At 62.1% G+C, this 19,633-nt stretch carries 19 protein-coding genes; 8 read left to right on the top strand and 11 right to left on the bottom strand.

Features of this window, described 5'->3' with window-relative positions; genetic code table 11:
• Nucleotides 1-1,185, top strand: a complete 1,185-nt coding sequence (locus ACR3EL_RS06695; RefSeq protein WP_170418393.1) for a vWA domain-containing protein — start codon at nucleotides 1-3, stop codon at nucleotides 1,183-1,185.
• A 19-nt stretch (nucleotides 1,186-1,204) separates the two neighbouring features.
• Here ACR3EL_RS06695 and ACR3EL_RS06690 read toward each other — a convergent pair whose 3' ends face one another.
• Nucleotides 1,205-2,689 (bottom strand): inorganic phosphate transporter, encoded by a 1,485-nt coding sequence (locus tag ACR3EL_RS06690; RefSeq protein ID WP_170358865.1) that lies wholly within the window; start codon nucleotides 2,687-2,689, stop codon nucleotides 1,205-1,207.
• Nucleotides 2,690-2,892: 203 nt separating this feature from the next.
• Here ACR3EL_RS06690 and ACR3EL_RS06685 point away from each other — a divergent pair, with 203 nt between their 5' ends.
• Entirely contained in the window at nucleotides 2,893-3,579 is a 687-nt protein-coding gene (locus ACR3EL_RS06685) for a M48 family metallopeptidase (RefSeq protein ID WP_093962334.1), read from the top strand.
• A 54-nt stretch (nucleotides 3,580-3,633) separates the two neighbouring features.
• Here ACR3EL_RS06685 and ACR3EL_RS06680 read toward each other — a convergent pair whose 3' ends face one another.
• From ACR3EL_RS06680 to ACR3EL_RS06660, 5 genes are read right to left on the bottom strand one after another with little or no spacing between them, the layout of a single operon-like run.
• Nucleotides 3,634-4,176: an RSP_2648 family PIN domain-containing protein gene (locus tag ACR3EL_RS06680; protein WP_170338194.1), complete on the bottom strand. Its 543-nt coding sequence runs from the start codon at nucleotides 4,174-4,176 to the stop codon at nucleotides 3,634-3,636.
• Nucleotides 4,173-5,381 (bottom strand): RSP_2647 family RNA methyltransferase, encoded by a 1,209-nt coding sequence (locus ACR3EL_RS06675; RefSeq protein WP_170338192.1) that lies wholly within the window; start codon nucleotides 5,379-5,381, stop codon nucleotides 4,173-4,175. The genes ACR3EL_RS06680 and ACR3EL_RS06675 overlap by 4 nt, the downstream gene beginning before the upstream one ends.
• 52 nt (nucleotides 5,382-5,433) lie before the next feature.
• The gene (locus ACR3EL_RS06670; RefSeq protein ID WP_170338191.1) at nucleotides 5,434-5,706 is read right to left on the bottom strand and encodes a hypothetical protein; all 273 of its coding nucleotides are present in this window, start codon (nucleotides 5,704-5,706) and stop codon (nucleotides 5,434-5,436) included.
• Nucleotides 5,693-8,485 (bottom strand): [protein-PII] uridylyltransferase family protein, encoded by a 2,793-nt coding sequence (locus ACR3EL_RS06665; RefSeq protein WP_480720907.1) that lies wholly within the window; start codon nucleotides 8,483-8,485, stop codon nucleotides 5,693-5,695. Before ACR3EL_RS06665 ends, ACR3EL_RS06670 begins: the two co-directional genes overlap by 14 nt.
• A 13-nt stretch (nucleotides 8,486-8,498) precedes the next feature.
• On the bottom strand, nucleotides 8,499-8,888 hold the full coding sequence (locus ACR3EL_RS06660) for a nuclear transport factor 2 family protein (RefSeq protein WP_170338187.1): 390 nt from the start codon (nucleotides 8,886-8,888) through the stop codon (nucleotides 8,499-8,501).
• Nucleotides 8,889-9,029: 141 nt separating this feature from the next.
• Here ACR3EL_RS06660 and ACR3EL_RS06655 point away from each other — a divergent pair, with 141 nt between their 5' ends.
• The 4 genes from ACR3EL_RS06655 to ACR3EL_RS06640 all read left to right on the top strand — a co-directional run bounded on the left by ACR3EL_RS06655 (nucleotide 9,030) and on the right by ACR3EL_RS06640 (nucleotide 11,242).
• Nucleotides 9,030-9,449: a DUF2852 domain-containing protein gene (locus tag ACR3EL_RS06655; RefSeq protein WP_170338185.1), complete on the top strand. Its 420-nt coding sequence runs from the start codon at nucleotides 9,030-9,032 to the stop codon at nucleotides 9,447-9,449.
• Nucleotides 9,450-9,515: 66 nt separating this feature from the next.
• Nucleotides 9,516-9,947, top strand: a complete 432-nt coding sequence (locus ACR3EL_RS06650; RefSeq protein WP_093962341.1) for an RDD family protein — start codon at nucleotides 9,516-9,518, stop codon at nucleotides 9,945-9,947.
• Nucleotides 9,948-10,021: 74 nt separating this feature from the next.
• Nucleotides 10,022-10,846, top strand: coding sequence for an arginyltransferase (locus ACR3EL_RS06645; protein WP_480720903.1), 825 nt, complete (start codon nucleotides 10,022-10,024; stop codon nucleotides 10,844-10,846).
• Between the two features lie 6 nt (nucleotides 10,847-10,852).
• Nucleotides 10,853-11,242, top strand: a complete 390-nt coding sequence (locus ACR3EL_RS06640) for a VOC family protein (RefSeq protein WP_480720902.1) — start codon at nucleotides 10,853-10,855, stop codon at nucleotides 11,240-11,242.
• Nucleotides 11,243-11,316: 74 nt separating this feature from the next.
• Here the strand turns inward: ACR3EL_RS06640 and ACR3EL_RS06635 are convergent, their stop codons facing one another.
• From ACR3EL_RS06635 to ACR3EL_RS06625, 3 genes are all read right to left on the bottom strand, one after another.
• Nucleotides 11,317-13,671, bottom strand: coding sequence for a TRAP transporter large permease (locus ACR3EL_RS06635; RefSeq protein WP_170366234.1), 2,355 nt, complete (start codon nucleotides 13,669-13,671; stop codon nucleotides 11,317-11,319).
• Between the two features lie 17 nt (nucleotides 13,672-13,688).
• On the bottom strand, nucleotides 13,689-14,615 hold the full coding sequence (locus ACR3EL_RS06630; protein ID WP_170338177.1) for a TRAP transporter small permease subunit: 927 nt from the start codon (nucleotides 14,613-14,615) through the stop codon (nucleotides 13,689-13,691).
• Nucleotides 14,616-14,739: 124 nt separating this feature from the next.
• The gene (locus ACR3EL_RS06625) at nucleotides 14,740-15,822 is read right to left on the bottom strand and encodes a TRAP transporter substrate-binding protein (protein ID WP_170338175.1); all 1,083 of its coding nucleotides are present in this window, start codon (nucleotides 15,820-15,822) and stop codon (nucleotides 14,740-14,742) included.
• Between the two features lie 247 nt (nucleotides 15,823-16,069).
• Between ACR3EL_RS06625 and ACR3EL_RS06620 the strand changes: the two genes are divergently transcribed.
• Both ACR3EL_RS06620 and ACR3EL_RS06615 read left to right on the top strand, forming a co-directional pair.
• Nucleotides 16,070-17,503, top strand: coding sequence for a cache domain-containing protein (locus ACR3EL_RS06620; RefSeq protein WP_170368605.1), 1,434 nt, complete (start codon nucleotides 16,070-16,072; stop codon nucleotides 17,501-17,503).
• Nucleotides 17,503-18,147, top strand: coding sequence for a response regulator transcription factor (locus tag ACR3EL_RS06615; protein ID WP_170338171.1), 645 nt, complete (start codon nucleotides 17,503-17,505; stop codon nucleotides 18,145-18,147). The genes ACR3EL_RS06620 and ACR3EL_RS06615 overlap by 1 nt, the downstream gene beginning before the upstream one ends.
• Nucleotides 18,148-18,177: 30 nt before the next feature.
• Here the strand turns inward: ACR3EL_RS06615 and ACR3EL_RS06610 are convergent, their stop codons facing one another.
• Together ACR3EL_RS06610 and ACR3EL_RS06605 are read right to left on the bottom strand one after the other, a co-directional pair.
• Complete coding sequence (locus ACR3EL_RS06610) at nucleotides 18,178-18,552, bottom strand: bleomycin resistance protein (protein WP_480720897.1); 375 nt, start codon at nucleotides 18,550-18,552, stop codon at nucleotides 18,178-18,180.
• 44 nt (nucleotides 18,553-18,596) lie between these two features.
• Nucleotides 18,597-19,442: a HalD/BesD family halogenase gene (locus ACR3EL_RS06605; RefSeq protein ID WP_480720895.1), complete on the bottom strand. Its 846-nt coding sequence runs from the start codon at nucleotides 19,440-19,442 to the stop codon at nucleotides 18,597-18,599.
• Nucleotides 19,443-19,633: the final 191 nt, after the last annotated feature.

The raw sequence follows: 19,633 nt of genomic DNA, 5'->3' as shown, positions 1-19,633 counted from the left end.
ATGTTCATCCCCTTTTTCGAAAACCTCAGAAAAGCCGGTATCCCCGTTTCGTTGCGGGAATACCTGACCTTTCTGGAGGGGATGAAGAAGGGGCTGGCCACCTACGACATTGAGGCGTTCTATTACCTCGCCCGTGTCTCAATGGTGAAGGACGAGCGCAACATCGACAAGTTCGACCGCGCCTTTGCCGCCAGCTTCGAAGGGCTGTCCGAGATCACCTTCGATCAGGTGCTAGAGGCCGTGGATATTCCGGCCGACTGGCTTGAAAAAATGGCCGAGAAGCATCTCTCGGACGAAGAAAAGGCCGAAATCGAAGCGCTCGGCGGGTTCGACAAGCTGATGGAGACGCTGCGCGAGCGGCTGAAGGATCAGCAAGGCCGCCACCAGGGTGGCAACAAGTGGATCGGAACGGCGGGCACCTCGCCCTTCGGCGCCTATGGCTACAACCCCGAGGGCGTGCGCATCGGCCAGAAGGAAAGCCGCCACCAGCGCGCGGTCAAGGTTTGGGACAAGCGCGAGTTCCGCAATCTGGACGACACGGTTGAATTGGGCACCCGCAACATCAAGGTCGCCTTGAAACGCTTGCGCCGCTGGGCCCGCGAGGGCGCCGCCGAAGAGCTGGATCTGGACGGCACCATCCGCGCCACCGCCGAGCACGGATACCTGGACGTCAAGACCCGGCCCGAGCGGCACAATGCGGTGAAAGTGCTGCTGTTCCTCGATGTGGGCGGCTCGATGGACCCGCATATCAAGGTGGTCGAGGAATTGTTCTCGGCCGCGCGGTCCGAGTTCAAGCACCTGGAATATTTCTATTTCCACAACTGCCTGTACGAAGGCGTCTGGCGCGACAATCGCCGCCGGTGGGATGCGCAGACCCCCACGCATGAGGTGCTGCGGACCTACGGCCCCGACTACAAGTGCATCTTCGTGGGTGATGCGTCGATGTCGCCTTACGAGATCGCCTATCCCGGCGGCGCCAACGAGCACTGGAACGCCGAGGCCGGGCAGGTCTGGCTGCAGCGCGCGCGCGAACAGTGGACGTCGAACCTGTGGATCAACCCGGTGCCCGAGAAATACTGGGAATACACCCATTCCATCGGCATGATCCGCGAGATCTTCGAAGACCGGATGGTGCCGATGACGCTGGCCGGGCTGGAACGCGGCATGCGCGAGCTGACGCGATAGCGCCAGCCCGGCTTTGCTTTTATCCGGCGATTGCCTGAATTCCCAGGAACAGCAGACCTGACAGCAGGGCCGCCGCGGGCACGGTGATCACCCAGGCCGCGATGATCGTCAGGAAATGCGACCGGCGCACCAGCTTGCGGCGGCGGCGCTCTTCGGGGGCCAGCACCGGGCGTTCCGGCACAGCGCCGCGCGCCTTGATCAGGCGCCGCTCGGCGTCCCATTCCCGGAAGAACCCGACACCGAACACTGCGCCCACGGCGATGTGGGTCGAACTGACCGGCAGGCCAAGCCAGCTGGCCACGATCACGGTGATCGCCGCCGACAGCGCCACACAATAGGCGCGCATCGGGTTCAGCTTGGTGATCTGGCTGCCGACCACCCGGATCAGCTTGGGCCCGAACAAGAACAGACCGAACGAAATGCCGAAGGCGCCGATGATCATGACCCAGGGCGGAATGTTCACCGCATGGGTGAAATCACCCACCGCCGAAGCCTGAACGATGGCGGCCAGAGGTCCGACGGCATTTGCCACGTCATTGGCCCCATGCGCAAAGCTGAGCAGCGCCGCCGAAATGATCAGCGGGATGCCGAACAGGATCTTCAGCGACTTGTTGCGGTTCTCCAGCCCTTCGGCCTGACGGCGAATGACAGGAATCGTCACCATCCAGATCAGCACTCCGCTGACCAGACCGATCACCAGGGCCGTCTGCAGGTTGATCTTGAACAGGTGTTTCAGGCCTTTCAGCGCAAGGTACGAGGCAAACGCCCCGGCCATGATGCCGACCAGAACTGGAACCCATTTGCGCGCAGCGGCGATCTTGTCGTCCTGGTAGATGATCCGCGCCTTGATGAACCACAGGAATCCGGCGGCGATGATGCCGCCCAGAAGCGGCGAGATGACCCAGCTTGCAGCGATCTGGCTCATCTTGACCCAGCTGACCGCGCCGAACCCCGCCGCCGCGATCCCTGCCCCCATGACGCCCCCCACGACCGAATGCGTGGTCGAGACCGGAGCGCCAACCCAGGTGGCCAGGTTGATCCAAAGCGCAGCAGACAACAGCGCGGCCATCATGGCCCAGATGAAGACGGTTGCCGTTCCCATGCTTTCGGTATTGATGATGCCCTTGGCGATGGTCGAGACCACGTCTCCACCCGCGATCAGGGCGCCGGCGCTTTCGAAAACTGCGGCAATCGCGATGGCGCCGCCCATGGTCAGGGTGTTCGCGCCCACCGCCGGGGCCATGTTGTTGGCCACATCGTTCGCCCCGATGTTGAGCGCCATGTAGGCTCCGAACATGGCCGCAATCACGACGATCATCGTGTTGCTGGCCTGTCCGAACAACAAAGCAGCCGTGATCCCGGCGATCACGATGAACACGAAGGCGATGCCCGATCCGACGAACGGCCGCCCGACCTGCGCCGTTGCAACCTCGAGGCGGGAAAACCGCCGCAGGTCACGATCCAGTGTTTCAAGGTGCCGGGCTTCTAAATCATTGTTGGCCATTTGTCCCTCTTGCATAGCGCGCGCTCGCACAGCGTGCGCCGTGCCCTAGAAGGCTTTTGCCTTCATTTCAACCTTTGAAATATGGAATTTGCGATCTGACGCCGCGCGATTTCCGTCTCATGAACTGCCCCAAGTCGCCCATGTTGCCCGAAAGTGATGAGGAACGACTTGCCCCCGCATCCCGATCCGCCCATATCTGAGATATGTTGCGTCTGACCCCAATTCTGCTGGCGATCGCCTATGCCATTGTGATGTATCGGATTTCCGTCTGGCGCACGCATCGCGAGCTGGATGCGAAGTCGACCGAGCTGGCCGATCCCGAATTGAAACGCATGACCGACCGCTTGGCCGCCGCCTTGGATGTGGCGCGCGTGCCGGTCTATATTTACGAAATCGACCCGGTGAACGGGCTGGCCGCACCGGACGGGCGCATCTTCATCACCCGTGGTTTCTATCGCAAGTTCCGCAACGGCGAGGTTTCGGCCGAGGAGATGGCCAGCGTCATCGCGCACGAGCTGGGGCATGTTGCGCTGGGCCACGCCCGGCGGCGGATGATCGATTTTTCCGGTCAGAACGCGATGCGGGCAGCGCTGATGATGCTGCTCAACCGGTTCATTCCCTTCATCGGCGCGTGGATCGCAAATGCGCTGACCGCGCTGCTGGCCTCGCGCCTGTCGCGGGCAGACGAATACGAGGCGGACGAATACGCAGCCGCCCTGCTGACCAAGGCCGGAATCGGGATCGGGCCGCAGAAATCCCTGTTTCACAAGCTTGAGGATCTGACCCAGCAGCGGGCGGGCGTGGTTCCGGCCTGGCTGATGAGCCATCCCAAGACGGACGAGCGGATTGCCGCGCTGGAGGCCCTTGAACAACGTTGGGAGCGTGGCTGAGGGTCAGAGTGCGAGAGGCCACACTCTCGCGATATTTGGAGCCAGGGGAAGAGGTCAGGCCGCCAAAGCCTTGCCGAGACGCGGCAGGCGGGCTTTTTTCATCAATGCGCGCAGAGTCCATCTGTCGCCCGACAGACGGTTGGCTTCGGTCAGGACCGATTGAGCCATCTCTTCGACACTGCTCGGGTCACTCTGCCAGATGCCGTGAAGGAAGCTGTCGGGGTCGATACGCGCAAGGCCCTCTTCCGCCAGAATATTCCTTGGAAAGTCTTTGGCATTCACGGTGATGATCGTGTCGGCCGAAGCGGCGACCGCGGTGGCCAGCACATGGGTGTCGGCCGGATCGGGCAGCCAGAGTCGCTGTTCGAGGCCGGGTGCCTCGGGGCGTTCGGCCTGCGGCCAATGTGCCTGCACCAGCGCGATTTCGGCCCGGGCCTGCGCCTCGCCCTCGGGTCCGAGTTTGCGGGCGGCGCGGGCCCATTCCTCGAGGATGCGAGCCGACCAGAGCGGGGTGAAATGGCCCCGCGTGGCCACGCCCAGCAGCATCTCGCGCATCACCGTCGGATAGATGACGCAGGTGTCAAGAACCGCCTTCACAGCCGGTAGAACACGGATTTCAGATAGCCGCTCTCGGCCAACTGCGGCAGTTGCGGATGGTCGGGTCCGGCAAAGCCGGTGTGGATCATCTGCGCCTGACGCCCGGCCCGACCGATACCGCGGGCACAGGCCTCGCGAAAGCGGGTCAGGTCGGCGGCATGCGAGCAGGAACACAGGCCCAGATACCCCCCCGGTTTGACAAGCGGCGCGGCCAGGCGGGCGATCCGCTCATAGGCCCGCAGCCCGGCATCCAGCGCCTGTTTCGACGGCGCAAAGGCCGGCGGATCGCAGATGACCACGTCGAACTGCGCACCCTCCTCACCCAGCTGGGTCAGAACGTCGAAGGCATCGCCCTGTCGGGTTTCAAAGCGGTCACCGAAGTCCGATGCGGCGGCGCCCTGCTCGGCCAGAGTCAACGCGGCGGCCGAGCCATCGACCGACAGCGCATGATCTGCCCCACCGGCCAGCATGGCCAGGCCAAATCCGCCCACGTGGCTGAACACGTCCAGCACATGCGCGCCGGGGCCCGTCAGCCGGGCGGCAAAAGCGTGGTTGGGGCGCTGGTCGTAGAACAGCCCGGTTTTCTGGCCCCCGGTCAGGTCGGCCATGTAGGTCGCGCCATTCATCGGGACGGGCAACGGAGCATCGGGCGCGGTGCCGCGCAGTGTCTGGTTCACGTCATCCAGACCTTCCAGCCCGCGGGTGCGGCCCGAGGCGTTCTTGAGCACGGTCGTCACCCCCGTCACCGAGACCAGCGCGTCGGTCAGAAGGTCCAGATGCGCCTCGGCCCAGGCGGCGTTGGGCTGGATCACGCAGGCATCGCCAAAGCGGTCGATGATGACACCGGGAAAACCGTCGGCCTCGGCATGGACCAGCCGGTAGAAGGGCGCATCGAACAGCCGTTCGCGCAGGTCGAGTGCCCGGCGCAGGCGGGTTTCGAACCACCCGGCGTCCAGCTGTGCCGACAGGTCACGATCCAGCACCCGGCACATGATCTTGGAATCCGGGTTCACTGCCACCAACGCGATCGGGGCGCGTTTGTCATCCTCAAGCACGGCCAGCGCACCCGGCGCGATCTTGCGGGTGCGCCGGTCGGTGACGATGTCATTGGCATAGACCCAGGGAAAGCCGTGGCGCAGACCGCGCGCATTGGCTTTGGGTTTCAAACGGATTCTGGGGCGGTCGGGCATGTCGGCATGGGTCATGGCGCCCTCATAGTCGCGATTGCGCGGGCAGAAAAGCCCCTCCGGCGATCCGTCAGCGTTGGCGCGCCCGCCAACCGCCGCGCCGGCGCGGAGTCTGCGCGGTGTCCAGCCCTTCGCGCAGAACCTGTGTCATGGGGTGGTCGGCATCCTGTGCGGCATAGGCGGCGTGCAGCACGGTCAGCGCCTGTTTCTGGTCGCGCCCCTCCGGCAGGCTGAGCGCCCAATCCAGAAAGATGCTGCGGCACTCGGGCAGCGTGATTCCGTCGATGCGATAGGCCTCGCGGATCAGGCCCTTGGGGTCGTTCGGGTCGTCACTGCGCGCCATCCGCACTCTCCTCGATCACCGCGCCGATCACTTCGGCTGCGGCGGCATAGCTGTCCTGCAAGGCGGACTGTAACTGTTCGACCTGCTCGAACCCGGTCGCCCGGCACAGAAAGGCCGTGCCCCCCTGCCCGATCTTGTCGGCCTCGATCACCTTGCCAGACAGTAGCCGCGCCGCGCATTGCACCGACCAGCATAGGTCATATGCGTCCTTCAACACCTGCGCCTGAGCGACATCCAAAAGACCCGCAGCGACCGCTCCGTCCAAGCCCGAGTCGACGTCGCGCTGTGGCGCTCCGGACAACAGTGCGCCGGTTTCGGCCATCAGTTCGATATCCAGCAGACGGCCGGGGCCGTTCTTGACATCCCAGACACCGGCGGGAGATTTCGCGGCCGCGAGGCGTGCGCGCATGTCGGACACTTCGCGCAGGGCCTGATCCTTGTCGCGCGGGCGAGACAGGAACTGCATTCGGAAAGCTTCGAAATCGTCTGCCAGATCCGTGTTGCCTGCAACTGCACGCGCGCGGGTCAAGGCCAGATGCTCCCAAACCCAGGCTTCCTCCTGTTGGTAATGAGTGAAGCTGGCCCAGCTTGTGGCGACTGGCCCCTGATTGCCGGACGGCCGCAGTCGCATGTCGACCTCGTACAATCGTCCCTGCGCCATCGGTGCCGACAGGGCGGTAATCAGCGCCTGTGTAAAGCGCGCATAGTAGGTGCGCGTGGCCAGTGGCTTGGGGCCGTCGGACATGTCCACCGCTTGCGGGTCGTAGATCACTATCATGTCCAGATCGGATTGCGAGTTCAGCCGAGCGGCCCCCAACGATCCCATGCCCAGCACCACAGCGCCACGCCCTGGGGGGGAGCCGTGCTTCTGCGAAAACTGCCGCTCTACGCAGGGTAAGATCGCGGCGATGACAACCTGCGCGAGGTCCGCGTATTGCCGCCCCGCCTGCAACCCGTCGATCAGACCGCGCAGGTGGTGCACACCGATACGGAAATGCCATTCCTTGCACCAGCGCCGCGCCAGATCCAGCTGCGTTTCATAGTCCGACTCAGCCGCCAACGCGTGGGACAGTTCAGCCTGCAAGGCGGACTGACCGGGCCAATCGGCAAAGAAGCTGCCACCGATCACCGCGTCGAACACCTGGGCATTGCGCGACAGGTGCGCGGCCAGTGCATGCGAGGTTCCGACGATGTCGACCAGAAGGTCGATCAGATGCGGGTTGGCTTCGAACAGCGAAAACAGCTGCACACCAGCGGGCAATCCGGCCAGAAACCCATCCAGCGCCAGCAGCGCCTCGTCGGGACGGGCGGTCTTGGCCAGCCGGGCCAGCAATTCGGGTTTGAGCCGCTCGAAAATGCGCGCGCCCCGTTGCGAACGCAGCGCGGGATAGGTTGTCCACCGGGCCAGAACGCCGGCGTCGAACTCGACCGGGGGCGCTGCGGTCGGCGCGGGGCCGGCGCCGGGCGCGAAAAAGCCCTCGGTCAGCTCGTGCACCTCGGTTAGGCGGCGTGTCAGATCGGCTGTCAGGTCGGCGCTGGTGGTGCCCATCAGGCAGGCGATGCGCTCGATCCCGTCGGACGACTGCGGCACCTTGTGGGTCTGCGCGTCATGCACCATCTGGATGCGGTGCTCGACCTCGCGATGTGCGCGGTAATGGTCGGTCAACTTGTCGGCCACGTCCTGCGGTACCCAGTCCTTGGCTGCCAGCGCGGCCAGTCCCGGCACCGTGCCGCGCACGCGCAGGTCGGGGTCGCGGCCCCCGGCAATCAACTGCCGCGTCTGGGTAAAGAACTCGATTTCGCGAATGCCGCCCTGCCCCAGCTTCATGTCATGGCCGGGGATCGTCAGAGCCCCCCCGGTGCCCTTGTTCTCGCGGATGCGCAGGCGCATGTCGTGAGCGTCCTGGATGGCGGCGAAATCCAGATGGCGGCGCCAGACAAAGGGCCGCAGGGTTTCCAGAAACCGCTGCCCGGCGGCGATGTCGCCGGCGCAAGGGCGGGCCTTGATATAGGCGGCACGCTCCCATGTGCGGCCCAGGCTTTCGTAATAGCGCTCGGCCGCTTCGGTCGCCATGCAGACGGGAGTAACCGCAGGATCGGGGCGCAGGCGCAGATCGGTGCGGAACACGTACCCATCGGCCGTCTTGTCACTGAGCGTGGCGCAGAAATTGCGCGTGGCCCGCACCATGCCCTGCCGCGCCTCATAGAAATCATCCGGATCGTACCGGGTTTCGTCGAACAGCACGATCAGGTCGATATCCGAGCTGTAGTTCAGTTCGTGCGCGCCCATCTTGCCCATCGCCAGGATCACCATCCCGGCGGCGGTCTCGACGTCGTCTTCGGTCATGCCGGGCAGCTTCTTGCGCCGGATCAGCGCCGCGATCTCTGCCTTGGTAGCGATGTCGACGGCAAGCGCCGCAAAGTCGGTCAGTGCCGTCGTGACTTGCTCGAGGTTCCAGGCTCCGGACAGGTCGGCCAGGGCCGTCAGCAAGGCAAGCCGATGCTTGGCCTGCCTCAGGCCCGGTTTCAACTGGTCAGGAGCCAACGCGCGCGCGTCCTCCATGATCTGCGCAAGGGCGTGCTGTGGCCGATCCAGCGCCGGGGCCAGCCAATTGCGCTCACGGTCGATCAGGCTCTTGAGGTACGGGCTGCTGCCTGCGGCACCGGTCACCAGTTCGGACTGATCAGCGGTCAGATCCGGCACTGCGGCGCAGGCCTCTCGCCCCAGTTCGGGATCGTAGGGACGCGGGGCGCGGCGGATGGTGAAAATGTCGGTCATGGGCGAATTCCGGTCAGTTAACGTCGACCAGAGTGTCCTGGCTGAAGGTATTGATCCAGCCATCATCCCGGCGTTCCCACAACGAAGAGATCAGCATCGCCTCGCGCGCGGACGCACCGGGCCGCCGATAGTCCGCCCGGTAGGACAACAGGACGATATCCGCGGTCAGAACGCGCAGTTGCGCCGCGCTCAACTCATATGACTCCATGGTCGGGCTGTCTGCGAACTGACCCACATGATCCTCGCGATTGGCGAAACCGGATGGGTAGACGCCCAGAAAATCGGCGCTCAGCAACGCCCGGTCCGCCTGCGCATCACCCTCGACCAAAGCGGTCCAGACCTGCTGCTCCAGGTTCAGGATTTCTTCAAGCGTCGGGGCGGGCTTGTCGTTGTGCGTGTTCATGCCCGCACGTTGCGCAGGATCAGAACCGTCGTCAACCGGGCCCCTAAATGTAAATCTTTTTCACATCGCCCCTTGCATCCGGGCCGGGCCACCCCATCTAGATCAATGTGAACACAATTTACATCAACCTGGAGAGCACAAATGACCGCATTGTCCGAACACGCCGTCCCCCGCAACCCGGGATGGTTGCACCGTGCAGAGGCCTGGCTTGACGACAAGGGCAAAGGCGCCTGGATCGCTGCCATGGTCCTTGGTTTCATCTTCTTCTGGCCCGTCGGCCTGGCCCTTCTGGCCTATATGATCTGGAGCAAACGCATGTTCAGCAAATCCTGCAGCCGCCGCCATTCCTGGCACAGTCACATGAGCGCGATGAAGCCCTCGGGCAACAGTGCGTTCGACGCCTACAAGGCCGACACGCTGGCCCGCCTGGAACGGGAACAACAGGATTTCGAAGCCTTCCTGCACCGCCTGCGCGAAGCCAAGGACAAGGCCGAGTTCGACCAGTTCATGAACGAACGCGCTCAGGAGAATACGGCGGACGACAAGGACGAAACCGCCTAATACCCTACCGCCCTGCCCCTCTCTGTGGGACAGGGCAAACCTCAACAACCGACCGGAAATTCCTTCATGTCTCATCTGCCCGACCCGGATCGTCAGCCGGACTTCTACAAATCCGTGGCGATCAAACGCTTCTTCGCGTGGCTGTTCGATATCGCCTTCATTTCGCTGCTGTGTACGGTTGCCATTCTGCTGACCTTCGGCATGGGCCTGTTCGTCATCGCGCTGATCTATGCGGTCGTCAGTTTCATCTACCGTGTCGTCACCATCGCAAACGGGTCTGCCACGCTGGGCATGCGCTTTATGGGGATCGAGCTGCGCGACGCGTTTGGCGAACGCATGGATACCGGCAAGGCAGTCGCACATACAGCCGGATACTTTGTCAGCATGGCGTTTCCGATCCTGCAGATCATCTCGGTCATCATGATGCTGACCAGTGCCCGCAACCAGGGCCTGACCGATGCATTCCTCGGCACCGTGATGCTGAACCAGCGCGCCTGACACGGCCCGTTTCTGGGACTTGGCGACCCCAGAAACGGTTGCTATCATCGGCCCCGAGGAAACACGGGGCCTTCATGCGACACACGCTGCCGATTGCGCCGCAGTTCTATGTGACTGCACCACAGCCCTGCCCTTATCTTGAGGGCAGGATCGAGCGTAAGCTGTTCACCGCCCTGCAGGGCGAAGGCGCGGATCAGCTGAACAACTCTCTGTCGCAGCAGGGTTTTCGCCGGTCTCAAAACGTCCTGTACAGGCCCTCCTGCACCGATTGTGCGGCCTGCCTGTCGGCCCGGATCGACGTCTCGGCGTTTTCTCCGACCAAAAGCCAGAAACGCGCGGCGCGGCGCAATGCGCATCTTCAGCGACGCGCGACCTCACCTTGGGCCACCGACGACCAGTACGAGCTGTTTCGGCGTTACCTGGACACACGACACGCCGATGGCGGCATGGCGGATATGGACGTGTTCGAATTCGCCGCGATGATCGAAGAGACCCCGATCCGTAGCCGCGTCGTTGAATATGCCGACCCCAAAACCGGAGACCTGATCGCCGTCAGCCTGACCGATGTTTTGGATGACGGGTTGAGCATGGTCTACTCGTTCTATGATCCGAACCAGCCGCAAAGCTCGCTGGGAACCTATATGATCCTCGATCATATCGACATCGCGCGCGAGGCCGGTCTGCCATATGTATATCTGGGCTATTGGGTCCCCGGCAGCCCCAAGATGGGCTACAAGGTGAAATTCGCCGGGCTCGAGGTCTATGTGAAAGGCGGGTGGCAGCGTGTGGACGACCCGGAGGCGTTCACCGACTCAACGCATCACCCGCTTTCGACCGCTCCGATTGCCGAGCAGGTCGCGAATATCCAACTTCCCGATCGCCACCCCACCAAAGGTTGAATTCTGATGCAGCAAGGTTTGCACGCCGTCACCCTGGTGGTGCCGGACTATGATGACGCGATCGCGTTCTACACAAAGACGCTTCGGTTCCGGCTGACCCAGGACATCGATCTTGGCGAAGGCAAACGATGGGTTTTGGTCAAGCCCCCCGGCAGCGATGGGGCTGCTCTGCTGTTGGCCAAGGCTGACGGAGACAGCCAACGGGCCGCAATCGGTAATCAGACCGGTGGTCGTGTCGGGTTTTTCCTCAGAACCGATGATTTCGCCCGCGATCACGCAGACATGCTGGCCAACGGGGTCCGGTTCAAGGAAGAGCCCCGCCATGAACCCTATGGCATCGTTGCCGTCTGGCAGGATCCGTTCGGGAACCGTTGGGACCTGATCCAGTTCACCTGACAACCGGCGTCAGCCGGGACCAAAGCAAAGGGGGCCTCGCGGCCCCCTTTTCACTTTGATAACGCCATCACCGATCAGTTCGGGATCAGGTCCGGCACGATCGTCACGATCGACGGGAAGAACCACAGGATTCCGATGCCAACCACCTGGATCAGCACGAAGGGGATGATCCCGCGGTAGATATGGCCCGTCGTCACTTCTTTCGGCGCCACGCCGCGCAGATAGAACAGCGCAAAGCCAAATGGCGGCGTCAGGAACGAGGTCTGCAGGTTCACCGCCACCATGATCGTCACCCATTTCGGGTCGAACGACCCGCCATAGATCACCGGACCCACGATCGGGATCACGATGTAGATGATCTCGAGGAAGTCCAGCACGAAGCCCAGGATGAACAGCACCAGCATCACGATCAGGAAGACCGTGAACTCGTTGTCAAAGCTCTTGAGGAACTGCTGGATATAGTGTTCCCCGCCGAACGAGATCACCACCAGGTTCAGCAGCTGCGATCCGATCAGGATGGTGAAGACCATCGAGGTCACCTTGGCGGTTTCCCGCACCACCGGTGTCAGAACACCGCTGGCATACAGCACCCAGCAGGCGAACAGCAGGCCGAACAGCGCATAGAGGTAGGTTGCATAGGCCAGGATGAACGCAATCCAGGTCTCGACGCTTACATCGCCTTGGTTCACGCGGAGGTCAAAGTTGACACCCAGCAGAAGGCAGATGATGACAGCGAAGGTGGACCAGATGATCACTTTGCCCGACCGTCCCTGATCCTGCAGTTTGCGATAGGCCGCCAGCATGATGGCCCCGCCTGCCCCCAGCGCTGCTGCCGGAGTCGGGTTGGTCACACCACCCAGGATCGATCCCAGAACCGCGATGATCAGAACCAGCGGCGGGAATACCACGCGGATCAGATCATTGGTCGCACAGCGCGCCGCCGCTTCCTTGCAGCCATACATGGCAAGCCCGAAAGGCAGCGCCAGCAGCAGGAAGGTGGCCCCCGACGAGGTGGTCGGCGCAATCAGCAGCACATCGACCAGCAGCATCAGGATCAGCCCGATTGCACCCACGATCAGCGGCTGCGGCGATTGCGAAGGCGCAATGCCGCGACCCAGAACCAGCGTCAGACCCAGCAGTACGACCATGACCGCGACACCGGTGCCGATCGGGGCGGCAGCCGCAATCTTGGCTTCACGGGCCGAAGCCAGTTCTTCTTCGCTCAGTCGTTGCGCTTCGGTTGCGCCGCCGGCAGCATCGATGGCTTCCTGCTCGGCCACGGCCTTGTCCCAGGCCGCCTGACCATGCAGGTCGATCATCGAGGCCTTGCACTCCTCGGATACGTTGGTGCGCAACGAGGCCGCCTCACCGATATCCGAGAAGCCGGAAACCGTGATGTTCTGGCTTCCGATGACACCGGCGCTTCCCAGCAGAACCGCGCCCACGATCAGTGCGACCGGGGCACCCAGCAGCCAAGTCAGGCCTTCCGAGCGGGTGATGGTCTCGCCGCTGCCCCCTGACAGTTCGACCGCAGGTGCCTTGTGCGGGTTGAGCAGCGCGTATCCAAAGGCATAAAGCGCATAGAGCAGCGCTAGCATGATCCCCGGCAGCAGCGCCGCCTGGAACAGCGTCCCCACCGAAACCACGGCAGGCTCGCCCAGATAGGTCAGCGCGTCGGTACAGCCCGCTTCGACCGCGCGTGTCTCCTGCGCCGTCGAATACAGGTCACCCGCCAGCGTGCCCAGCAGAACGATCACGATCGAGGGCGGAATGATCTGCCCCAGCGTGCCCGAGGCCGCGATCACACCCGTCGCCAGCTCTGGCGAGTAGTTGTTGCGCAGCATGGTCGGCAGGGCCAGCAGGCCCATCGTCACCACGGTCGCGCCCACGATACCGGTCGAGGCCGCAAGGAATGCCCCCACAACCACGATCGACACCGCCAGACCGCCCGGCAACGGGCCAAAGACGCGCGCCATCGTGGTCAGCAGATCGTTGGCGATTTTCGAGCGTTCCAGCGTGATGCCCATCAGCACGAACATCAGCACCGCCAGCAGAGTCTCGATCGACTGACCGGCCAGAACCCGTTCGTTGATACGGTTCACGATGAAGGACACGTTGCGGTCCAACGCGGTTTCCCAACCCTGAACAAAGACCGGCTCGGCGATCCTTGGCAGGTCCGGGTATCGGAACACGGATATCACATCGGGTTTCACACCCGAATTCACGATGTCCCGATAGGCTTGCGAGCTTGTGTCGATCGCCTGGTGGATCAGCAACCCGGCGCTGTCCAGCGCGGCGATGATCCCGAAAGAGATGATACCGGCCCCGCCGATGGCAAACGCCACCGGAAAGCCGCTGAGAATCCCGCCAAACAGGCAGAGGAATACGATAATGAGGCCTATCTCGACGCCATCAAGTCCGAATAGCATTGTCTTGGTCTCCGTCCTTAATGTGTGCCTTCGTAGGCTTCTTCACCCTCACCAAGGCTGTCCTTGTCGAGGTATTTTCCAGCGCTTTCCGGGCCTTCGACATATTCGAGATAGGACCGGTAGAAGAACGCGATCGCGTGCAGGAACACCATCGCGGCAAAGGCCACAAGCAGGATCTTGAACAGGAAGTAGGCATTGAAGCCGTTGGGGCTGAAGCCGATGGTTTCGACGTTCCAACGCAGCGCGCGGGATTTCATCACCAGCCGGTCCAGCGTGTCGCTGGCCGAGGGCTTCGGCACGATCAGGTGACGCCACATGAAGTACCAGCCATACATCCAGGTCAGCACGGCGATGGGCATCATGAAAAGGATCGAGCCCAGCATGTCGACCACACGCTTGGCCCGGTGTGAAATGCCGGCATAAACGAGGTCCACGCGGACGTGGCCGCCCTGCACGAAGGTGTAGGTGCAGCACAGGCAGACGACGAGCGCGTTGTACAGCTTCAGCTCTTCGGCGTACCAGCTGATATCCATCTGGAACGGGATACCCAGACCAAACGCCATGTCAGGCCGCGCGAACACGCGCTGCATGAATACGATGACGATTTGCTGGATCACCATCAGCAGGCCCGCCCAGGCAAAGAAACGCCCGGTCGTGTTGGCGAACCCTTCCAGAACGCGCACCATGCCCCACATGAAGCCACGGAAGTAAAGCCCGATCGCGGTCAGCACGAGGAAGATCGTGAAGACCACGAAAAAGAACTCGACCGACCCGCCGTAGTAGACAAAGCGCATGATTGCTTCTTTGTCCGACCAGTTCAGCCACAGCTGCGGATGCGTGATGGCGTATCCGAAATTATAAAAGGCTTCGGCGATGCTCTGAACGAACCAGACCAGTCCGTTCCACAGGGCGCCGAAGAACGAGATACCGTTTTCGTCCTGCATAATGTCCCCAGGTCCCGTTGGTTGCGACGCTGATTATAGCGGAAAACCGTGCGATCCGCGCATCTGCAACAGGAAAGGTTTCCCCGCACGTGGCGGGGAAACCGTTTGATTGCTAGACGGCCAGTTAGCCTAGAACGCGGTCGCGCTGCGCGGTGTAGACGCCCGACGACATGTTCAGCCACGACGACGAGGCTTTCATCGATGCCATCGCGCTGTCGTGGATCTTCTTGAACAGCTCGTCGCTCATGTTCTCGGCCAGAACTTCCTGGCTGGCTTGTCCGAAGGCATCCCAGACACTGTCGGGGAATTCCATGACCTTTACGCCACCGGCCTGCAGACGCTGCAGCGCCGCGCCGTTGTTGGCCAGGAACTGTGCCAGGTTCCACTGGTGCGCTTCGCCGGCAGCGATTTCGATGATCTTCTGGTGCGCCGGCGAGAGGCTTTCGAACACGTCGCGGTTGGTGGCCAGCGACAGGCCTGCGCCCGGCTCGTGGAAACCGGCGGTGTAGTAGATCTTGGTGATCTCCTGGAAACCAGCCTTTTCGTCGGCCCAGGGACCGATCCACTCGGTGCCGTCGATGGCACCCGAGGACAGCGCCTGGTACACTTCCGAACCCGGAATGTTCTGAACCGATGCGCCCAGTTTGCCCAGAGCCTTGCCGCCCAGACCCGGCATACGGAACTTCAGGCCGTTGAAGTCTTCGGGGCTGTTGATCTCTTTCGAGTACCAGCCGCCGGCCTGCGCACCGGTGTTGCCTGCCAGGAACGATTTCAGGCCGAAGATCTGGCCCAGTTCGTCATGCAGCTCCATGCCGCCATCGAAATAGTACCAGTTCACCAGTTCCTGCGCGGTCATGCCGAACGGAACGGCCGTGAAGAACGCGTAGCCCGGGTGCTGACCGACAAAGTAATAGTCAGCGGCGTGATACATGTCAGCCTGACCCGACGAGACGGCGTCGAACACTTCGAACGCACCCACCAGCTCGCCCGCGGCCTTGATGTCAACGGTCAGGTTGCCGTCGGACATTGCGGTGATGCTGTCGGCGCAACGCTGCGCGCTGTCGAACACGCCAGCCAGACCGCGGCCCCACGAGGTAACCATGGTCAGCGTGCGCTTGCCCTGCGCATAGGCGGGTGCCGCCAGTGCGGTTGCCGCTGCGGCCGAGCCGCCCAGTGCCGACGTCTTTAGAAACTTACGACGATCCATAAGAGTAATCCTCCCCTTCATAGTCACGACTCGGGCAGCGCCCGAGCCAGTCGTTTACGGTAGCGTCACCCTAATGAAGGCCGTTTGAAAAGGAATACCTATTACTACGTAGATCAGATGGTTTTTTCTGCGGAACGCTCAATTGAGGGGCTCATTTTGACCCGCAAACCGCCAGTCCTGGGCGTTTCGAACACCGGAATGCCCAATCTCTTTGCAATTTCACCCCCGCTTGCGTATCGATTCGACCATGGGGAAACTCCGCGCTCTGCTTTCACTGACCTACGCTCAGAAGCTGTCGCTGGTGGCGGCCATTCCGCTGGTCGTGGCCGTGGCCGCGATCGCGGTCATGGTGGCCTACGAATCCCGCGCGACGGCTGAACGCGAGATCAAGGCGTTGGAGCGTCGGCTGATCGAGGCCAAGAAGGAAGAGCTGCGCAATTACGTGACACAGGCCCGAAACGGGTTCGCTTATATCTACGGACGCGCGTCTCCGGATGACAAGGTCGCCCAGAATCTGGTGACCCAGATACTGTCGGCGATGATTTACGGAAAGGACGGGTTCTTCTTCGTATATGATTATGACGGCAACAACCTTGTCAGCCCGCGCCAGACCGAGTTCATCAATCAGAACTGGGAGGGCCTGACGGACAGCGAGGGTGTTCCGGTGGTCGACGAGTTCATCCGCCTGGCCCGGCAGGGTGCCGGATGGCACAGTTTCATGTGGCAGAAGCCCTCGACCGGGGAAGAGGCGATGATGATCGCCTATGTCGTCGGCCTGCAGGATTGGCGCTGGGCCGTGGGCACTGGTGTATTCATCGACGACATCGTGGCCACCGTTGCAAATGCCCGCGCCGAGGTCGAAGCGCGGGTGCAACGCACGTTCCTGTACATCGGCGGCATCGTTCTGGCGGCGGTTCTGATCGTCTTCGCCTCGGGGATGCTGTTGAACATCCGCGAACGCCGGCTCGCGGATGCCAAGCTGAAAGAACTGACCAAGCGGGTCATCGACGCGCAGGAAGAAGAGCGCGGCCGGGTGGCGCGTGAGCTGCATGACGGGATCAGCCAGATCCTGGTCGGGGTGCGCTATGCGCTGGACAATGCCCGGCGGCGCTTGTCCAAGGGCGATCATGATGGCGCACGTGCGCCGCTGGACAAGGGCATCGACAACCTGGGCACCGCGATTACCGAAGTGCGCCGCATCAGTCGCGATCTGCGGCCCGGCGTTCTGGATGACTTGGGACTTGGCCCGGCCCTGAAGGCGCTGACCGACGATTTCCGCGAACGGACCGGGATCGAGACCGAGTTCTCGACGGTCGTGTTCCGCAATCGTCTGGACCAGGACAGCAAGATCGCCCTTTACCGTATCGCGCAAGAGGCGCTGACGAATATCGAACGCCATTCTGGCGCAACCCGCGTCACGATCGACCTGCGCGGCCACAAGAAGGGCGCGACCATGCGCATCACCGACAACGGCCGTGGCCTTCGGTCACGACCGGGCCGGGTCAGCACCGGGATCGGGCTGCGCAACATGCAAGAGCGCATAGAACAGCTTGACGGATCCTTGCGTATCCTGTCATCACGCGGCGCACAAAGTGGTACAGTGATCGAAGTCAGCCTGCCGCTGAGCCACCTGTTGCCGCCGCAGGAAGACGCGACACCCAAAGGAAAGGCCGGTTCCTGATGACCGAAACGATCCGAGTCCTTATCGTCGACGATCACCCCATGGTCGCCGAGGGCATCCAGTCGATCCTCGAGAGCTTTGACGACATCAAGGTGGTCGGCACGTTGGGCAATGGCCGTGACGCGGTTGATCAGGCCGCGCGCCTGCAGCCCGATGTCATCCTGATGGATCTGAACATGCCGGGGCTCGGGGGGCTCAGCGCCACGGAACTGATCCTCGAACGGTTGCCCGACACCCGCATTCTCATTCTGTCGATGCATGACAGCCCGGAATACATCTCGACCGCATTGAGCCATGGGGCCAAGGGCTACGTTCTCAAGGATGTGCCGACGGACGAAATCAAGCAGGCCATAGACGCGGTCATGCGTGGAGAGCGCTATTTGTGCACCGGGGCGATCGGATCGCTGGAACCGAAAGAGGATGCGGCGCGCGAAGCGCTCACCGGGCGTGAACAGACGATCCTTCTGGAATTGGCGCAGGGCAAGTCGAACAAGGAAGTCGCGCTGGCGCTGGATATCTCGGTTCGCACGGTCGAAACCCATCGCAAAAACATCAAGCGCAAGCTGGGCATCTCATCAACTGCCGGTCTGACCCGATACGCGCTGGAACATGGCGTTTTGCAAGGAACCGGCGTGGCCTTCTGACGGCCGCGCCATCAGCGCAGCTTCCGCGCTTTAGCGGATTCCCTCGCCGAAAAAGACCAGCGTGCCGTCCTCATCCAGAACGTGAAACTCTCGCTGATGATATGGCTGATCGAATGGCGCACGAACCCGCCTTTCGGGGAGATCTTCGAGTTTGGGACGCAGGCTTTCATACAAGTCGTCTATATCCTCGACATCGATATAGAAGGATTGCTCGTGACCCAGCGGCAGGCCATCCGCGCGCGGCGGGCATTCCAGCAGGCGAATTGCAACCGGGCCAAGCCTGAGAAAAGCATAGTTGTCTTGCGTGAACCCACACGCGAAACCCAGACGATCGCAGTAGAATGCAATTTGCCGGCTCAGCGAGGAACACAGGACAAAAGGGGTCAGCTGAAGAATACGTGGCACCTTGCACTCCCTGGCAGGATCTGACTGCTCCACCCTAGCACGGGTCAGTCCAGAAGCTCATCGTTTCGCAACCCCTCCCTGTCGTGATGACACGGCAGCACACGGCCATAGAGCTGCCGGGTACGCTCGACCCCGCCACACATGCCTTCGGCCTCGACAAAGGAGAATATCCCCACGTAGCGCGGCCGTGCACCCGACACAGGCGCCACGCGATGCAAGGAATAGCGCCCCCGAAAGATCTGCAGATCACCGGGATTGAGCTCCAACTGGCGTACCATTCCCATATTGCCGTCTAGAACCGAGGCCACCTTGTCAAAGTTCTCCTCCTCGGCGGTGCGCAGGTTCGGCGCGTATTCAAAGGCGCCGCCATGCTCGCCATTCTGGATCGCCAGAGTAACCGTGTAGTTGTTCGTGTCGAAATGCCACGGAAAGCCCTGCCCCTCTTCGACCACGTTGATGATCACATCCGCCAATGGATCATCGTAGCGAAAGAACCGATCCTCGGGTTCATTCAGCGCTTCGCGGATGAAGGGCAGAAATCCTTCGAACTCGTAGATTCTGCGCAGGGGACCGGTTGACGGGAAATTGTCGGCCGGAACAAAGGCGTTCGACCGGTCATAGAACCGACGGATCGGGTGGGCGATACCAAAGCGGGGATCGTCCTTGGTGAAATAGGCGTTGGTCCGGTTGAAATTGCGATGCGCGCTCGGCGCGACGGCTTCGGCTTCGGTCAGCAACTGGCTCAACCCGTCTTCGTGGACAAATCCGGGCAAAACTGCGCAACCATCTTTGTCGAGGTCACGACGAATGTCATCGATCAACCGATCATAGGCCGCCGAATTCGGACGATCTATCGGATAGCGCCCTAGGTCCACCAGATCCACCAGCATGCCGTCCTCCCTGACTTGTTCGCAGCTCCAGCCTGACCCAGCCCGGACCCCGCATCATGCCCGTTTCAGACATCGCTCTGACGCATTCTGACCTCGACCACCGCCCGGGACTCGGCAAAACCCGACCAGTATTTCCGGAAATTTCTCGACATGCGGCAATCTGCGCAACAAAATGTCGCAAAATTCGACAT

It is taken from the genome of Ruegeria sp. BJ3, from assembly GCF_056535665.1.
The sequence above is the reverse complement of the archived record's forward strand: the minus strand, read 5'-3'. Positions and strand labels throughout refer to the sequence as shown.